Annotated in this window: 5 protein-coding genes and 1 pseudogene; 3 read left to right on the forward strand and 3 right to left on the reverse strand. The window is 41.0% G+C overall.

What is annotated here, in order from left to right; all coding sequences use genetic code 11:
* Positions 1-54: 54 nt before the first annotated feature.
* Entirely contained in the window at positions 55-1,221 is a 1,167-nt protein-coding gene (locus ACIQAA_RS08645; protein ID WP_402617727.1) for a glycosyltransferase family 4 protein, read from the reverse strand.
* 152 nt (positions 1,222-1,373) lie between these two features.
* Here ACIQAA_RS08645 and ACIQAA_RS08650 point away from each other — a divergent pair, with 152 nt between their 5' ends.
* Positions 1,374-2,573 carry a CynX/NimT family MFS transporter gene (locus ACIQAA_RS08650; protein ID WP_402617730.1) on the forward strand — a complete coding sequence of 400 codons (1,200 nt, stop codon included), beginning with the start codon at positions 1,374-1,376 and terminating at the stop codon, positions 2,571-2,573.
* Positions 2,574-2,741: 168 nt separating this feature from the next.
* On the opposite strand, the gene ACIQAA_RS08655 is transcribed toward ACIQAA_RS08650, so the two are convergent.
* Positions 2,742-3,653, reverse strand: coding sequence for a LysR family transcriptional regulator (locus ACIQAA_RS08655; RefSeq protein WP_402617732.1), 912 nt, complete (start codon positions 3,651-3,653; stop codon positions 2,742-2,744).
* Positions 3,654-3,811: 158 nt separating this feature from the next.
* Between ACIQAA_RS08655 and ACIQAA_RS08660 the strand changes: the two genes are divergently transcribed.
* On the forward strand, positions 3,812-4,423 hold the full coding sequence (locus ACIQAA_RS08660; RefSeq protein WP_402617735.1) for a chromate transporter: 612 nt from the start codon (positions 3,812-3,814) through the stop codon (positions 4,421-4,423).
* Between the two features lie 18 nt (positions 4,424-4,441).
* Entirely contained in the window at positions 4,442-4,984 is a 543-nt protein-coding gene (locus ACIQAA_RS08665) for a chromate transporter (RefSeq protein ID WP_402617738.1), read from the forward strand.
* Positions 4,985-5,537: 553 nt separating this feature from the next.
* Here ACIQAA_RS08665 and ACIQAA_RS08670 read toward each other — a convergent pair.
* Positions 5,538-6,026, reverse strand: a pseudogene (locus tag ACIQAA_RS08670) (hypothetical protein); the annotation flags it as partial.

Below are 6,026 nucleotides of genomic sequence, written 5' to 3' on the forward strand. Positions count from 1 at the left end.
CTTTCATGAAGCCCAAAATTGAGCAGACTCAGAAAGAATGGTACTCCATGTAGCTCATAAAGACTTATCAGCTAATGCTCGGTATAACGCTAACTGCCTCTGTGCCGTGTGCACCCAGGTGAAATTAGCTCTAACGTGTAAGGCACTATACACGCCCATCCTCATGATTTTTTCAGGATCAGAAAGCAATTTAAGAATCTGCCAGGTCAGTTCCTGAACCACCCTTTCTGGATCAACGAGAATACCCGTTTTTCCATGTTCGATAATTTCTGGAATTCCGCCTGAATTTGTTCCAATAACAGGAGTCCCCACTGCCATCGCCTCTACATTCACAAGTCCGAACGGTTCAGCCGCAGATGGAACCAAGAGTATGTCGGCTATTTGATACCAAGTGTGGATCTGATCATGTGTTATAAAAGAGGCAAAGATCACATGACCCTTCACTTTCTTAGCCAGTTCCCGTAAGCGGGCTTCGTATGCAAGCTTTTCAGAAGTGGGAGAAAGGGAACTTCCTGCAATAAAGAGAACGATGGAAGGGTCAAATTTTATGAGTTCAGGCATTGCCTCGAGAATATGGTGAACACCTTTTTTTTCAATTAGCCTGCCCGCATAAAGGAGAATTTTCCTATCGGTTACACCCCATTTTTTTTTTAACAGTGCCGTCTTTTTTTTCTGTTCATGATGCCATTTAGGTTGAAATTGATTGATGTCTACTCCTAAATGGTTAACGGTAATCTTGGAGGGAGAACACAGCGTTTCTTTTATCATATGATTCTTTAAAAAATGACTATTGACTACAATTGCATCTGCTGCCTCCAAACAGGTCATCATTTCCGCTTTCCTAATATGCGGCCGTGACATAAACACTGTAGACTGGAGAGCCAAAACGATTTTCGCCTTAGGCATCGCTAAACGGACGGCTTTGGCAAATCGAGGGCGATTCTCAATATGAATAATATCTGGCTGGATTTCCTGCAGCTGCTCAATACATTGGTTAATATACGTTTTACCCTTGGAGGAGAGATAACGATAGTAAGTGATGGAACCAATCGTTTCAATTCCAGGCTGTTTCCTAAACTTTTTTCCAAACATAAAAACATCTGCCTCATTTTGAAAAAGACTCGCCAGCTTCTTCATTAACATCTCAATCGAACTAGATTTTCCACCCGATATCGGAAAAGTACCTGGTGAAATCATCGCAATCTTTAACTTTCTGCCCACAATGCCACCCCTTACGATAACTGCTTATCACACTAGCTTATTCAGTTGAGTAAAGAATGGTGAGGACAAGTTGCCTTGCTCCTGAAATTAACGGGAACTCCTTGATTATGCTATACTTTAAAAGGTTTGTTTTTTAGAGAGGAGTTGCTCTTTTGGAGTTTTTAGAATCAAAAGCAAATACAAAATCAACTTATATATATTTTTTTATTGCCGGGATTGTCCTTATTGCCTTTAATCTACGCCCAGCGATTACATCGCTAGGACCGTTAGTGGGTATGATCCAGGAAGACGTGGGACTTGCCCATTGGAGTGCAGGTTTATTGATGAGTTTACCTTTAGTTGTTTTCGCGATCATGTCTCCCCTTGTACCAAAAATAGCCAATAAGCTGACAAATGAATTGACATTAATTATTGGTTTAACATCTCTTTTAATTGGAATAGTGATAAGGTCGATTCCTATGACCTTTTTCCTTTTCACTGGAACACTTTTGGCTGGATTGGGGATTGCCATTGGAAATGTACTTTTGCCCGCCGTTGTAAAAGACAAGTTCCCACAGAAATTCGGTTTGATGACAAGTGTCTATTCAACATCAATGGGATTTATTGCATCCTTAGCGTCCGGAATCAGCGTACCTTTAGCAACTGATTTAAACCTTGGGTGGCAGGGGGCCCAAATCGTATGGGCGCTACCGGTGGTAGTGGCAATCCTAGTGTGGGTGCTTCTTCGAAAATATAATTTAAGGGATTCTGGAAGCATACAACAGATGAGTTCTGCCTCTAATAGAATGTGGCGTACTCCTCTTGCCTGGCAAATCGCCATTTTTATGGGGTTTCAGTCCTTTTTATTTTATGTAACCATTTCTTGGCTGCCTGAGATTTTGCATAGTCATGGCATGAGTATGGAAACTGCCGGGTGGTTGCTTTCCTTTACCCAGCTAGTTGGATTACCCGCTAGTTTCTTCATTCCCGTCCTCGCAGGACGTGCTCAATCACAGGTATGGATTGCATTCATGTTAGGGATGTGCTCCATTGTTGGTTATAGTGGATTACTGTTGGGTTCATCGTATCCGGTTTTAATCGTGAGTATTGCCTTAATCGGATTCGCATTGGGTGGAGCCTTTCCCTTAGCGCTAAGCTATATCGGTCTTCGTGCTAGGAGTGCCAATCAAGCAGCTGAGTTATCTGGAATGACGCAATCAACAGGTTACCTCCTTGCAGCAGTGGGTCCTTTGTTTATTGGCTATTTATATGATATGGCGCATTCGTGGACCCTTCCAATCCTTACCCTTATTGTAGTTTCAATGGTTATTGTGGTATTTGGAATGTTGTCCGGCCGGAATAGGTATGTATAAATCACAAAAAAAGAACGATTCGCGCGTGAGGCGAATCGTTTTTTTGTTACTTTAACATCTTTGGATTGGAAATTCCTAAGAATAATCCTAATTCCAAACCTAATTGTACATTAGTAAATGAAAGAAACTTTGAAAAATAATTAACAATATTCCCCAATTAATCTAGCTTTACTTTTTCGACTTTACCTTCGAGGAGTGACAGGCACCATTTTGGATGAATTCTAAGAACTGGGAGACGCCGATTTTATTGAAGCGTTGTTGTTTTTTTACTAGCCATAGGTTTCTTGAAATGATTACTCCTTCTATGTCTACTTCTCGTAATAGTCCAAGCTTTAGTTCTCTAGCAACCGTTAGTCTTGGCAGGATACTGATTCCAAGTCCCGCTTCGACGGCACCTTTAATTGCTTGCGTACTGCCTAATTCCATATAGCTTTCCATTTTTTCTAATATCCCATATTCTCTTAAGGAGTTTTCCACAATCAGTCGTGTTCCAGATCCAGATTCCCGCCAGATTATCCGTTCATTAATCAGCTCTTCAATCAAAATCTGTTCTCCCCACACATGTTCCGGCGAACAAACAACAATGAGTTCATCGTCAGCGAATTTCTCAACGATAAATTCCTTATTCTCAACCAGCCCTTCCACCAGGGCCATATCGATTACATCATTAGATAAGTCTTCCAAAACGCCTGGCGTATTTTTAATGGTCAAGGTCACTTTATTGTCGGGCGTTTGTTTTTTATACCTCCCCAACAAGCTTGGCAATAAATACTCACCGATCGTAAAAGAGGCGCCGACATGAAGGGTTGTATGATACTCACCCATTGCCTGTTTCATGCTTTCCTTGGAACGATGAAAATCATGAACAATCGATTTGGCAAACGGATATAACATTTTTCCAGCCTCTGTTACCTTCAGCTTTCCATCCGTCCGGTCAAATAACAAGGCACCATAAAAATTTTCCAGTTGGTGAATCTGTCTCGTTACCGCAGGCTGGGAGACATAGCTTAATCTTGCAGCCTGACTAATACTTCCTTCATCGACGACCAAACAAAACATTTGCAGACTTTCTATGTTCAAGTAAATTCAACCTCCACAACACAACTATCTTCTCTAGTATTATATCCCACAGGCTATACGTATTGGTTATAGCCTATAAATTTATTGCAATTTACCCTTCGAGCCTGGTCTGATAACGTAGTATATAGATTCATATTCCCATAGAAGGAGGGATAAACATGAAGGAACTTTGGAAAACACTGTTTGAAATCTTTTGGACCTTTTTCAAAATAAGCCCTGTTACGTTTGGAGGGGGCTTTGCCATGGTCCCTCTCATCGAAAGTGAAATAGTAGAAAAACGAAAATGGCTGGACAGCGAGGAAGTGGCAGATGTGTTTGCTCTATCGCAATCGATACCCGGATCGGTTGCCATTAACTCGGCCACTTTTATTGGTCATAGAATTGGCGGAGTAAAAGGAGCACTAGCCGCAATGATCGGGGTTTCGCTTCCCACTTTTTTAATCGTTCTCGCTTTAGGAGCATCCTACCTTTTCATTCATGATCATCCAAAACTAGAAGCGGCCTTTGTATCCATAAGAATCACCATTGTAGCGATTATCATCTATGCAGCCATCAAAATCGCCAAAACGGCCATCGTTGACAAAACCACCTTCTGTATCTTGCTTGCAGGGGTTCCGGTACTGTTTATTGTTCATCCGACCGTTGCAATTTTGCTCGGAGCCTTAACCGGTGTAGTAGTGGTTTTTTTAAAGAAAAAAATGGGCTACAAACATAAGAAGAAACATGACCCTGCCACGAACCCTGATTATTTTATGGGAGCTGGAATCTAAGAACAAGGAGGGCTATGTATGGTGTTATGGGAGCTATTCCACACATTTTTTTTCATGGGGTTTTTCTCTTTTGGAGGAGGATACGCGATGATGCCCTTTATCGATGCGGCGGTTACGAAATACGGCTGGATGTCCTCCGAACAGTTAACCAATATGATCGCTATTGCTGGTATGTCCCCAGGTCCAATCGCTGCCAATAGTGCTATTTTAATAGGTTATTCAACAGCAGGAATCAGCGGCGCCATTCTAGCTGCCGTTGCCATCTTGCTTCCCTCTGTGATTTTAGTGCTAACGGTAGCTGCCTTTTTTATAAAATGGCAACACAATCCCTTGGTAGAAGCCATATTTTATGGGTTAAAGCCGCTTGTTACTAGTTTAATTATCTTTGCAGCGATAAGTTTTGCCCGATCTAATCACCTTGTTGCCTTCGATTTCTCTTTTCGTTCCATAAGCATATGGCTCATCTTTGTACTATCCTTATTTGTCTTATTAAAACTTCGTTGGAATCCCATCTATGTGATTGTACTTTCCGGACTGTTGGGGATAACTCTCTATTCTTGAAAATACTTAATTTTAATAGCAAAAGGCCGGGCTCATAATGAAACCGGGCCTATTGCTAGCTTAAGAGGTACCATTCTATTTGCCCATAGCATAACGAAAGATACTATTGAATAATGCTATTTAAAAGAAAAGGGAACATTCGTATAAATTTGCTGATAGATTGATGGGTTGTCTTGTAAGGACATTTTCTTGTCACGGCAGACTGAAATAAAAATTTAACACAACGCAGGATACTTTTTCCAACAACGTATTTAGGCGCGCAGAAAAAGATGATTGTTTATGCTGATAAGGATACTTTTGAATATATCGGAAATGGTATTGTCGGGGAGGTCTTTAGGTTATACCGCCTTTTTCTTTTATTTAGGCTCTTTTCGTAATCTTTGTTGCCTTTTGTACTAAATAGTGTAAACACAGAGGTGAATTCGAAGCCCACTGTGTCTGAATCGAGGGCCCATTCAGCAGGTTTGGTGATTCCGAATTTAGCATGATAACATTAAATGAAAAATGCACAAAAAAACCGAAGGAAAAATCCTCCGGTCCTAATGAATATTGATTAATTCTTCAAATCAATTTCAACAACAGCATCTTCTTCAGTTACTTCTGCTTCTTCTTCAACAACTAGTATTTCTTCTGTTTCAGTTTCAGCTTCCACTGGTTCTTCATCAGCCACTACATTTTCTGCAACCTCTTCAGATACAACTTCAGTTTCTTCTTCAATAGCTTCTTCAGCAGTAACTTCTACTGCTACTGCAAGTACAGCTGAATTGGCTGCTGCATGTGCTTTCGCAGTTTCGCTTGCTTTTACACTAGCTTGTGCCTTTGCTTTGTTAGCTGCAGATGGGTTTACTTTTTCAACCTCAGTTACTTCTGCCTCTTCTTCAACTACTTCAGTTTCTTCTGTTTCAGTTTCCACTACTACTGTTTCTTCATCAGCGACTACTTCTTCAACAGCTTCTTCAGCAGGTACTTCTACTGCTACTGCAAGTACAGCAGAATTATCCGCTGCATGTGCTTTAGCATTATCGCTTGCTTTTACACTAGC

Source organism: Neobacillus sp. NPDC093182 (assembly GCF_044754045.1).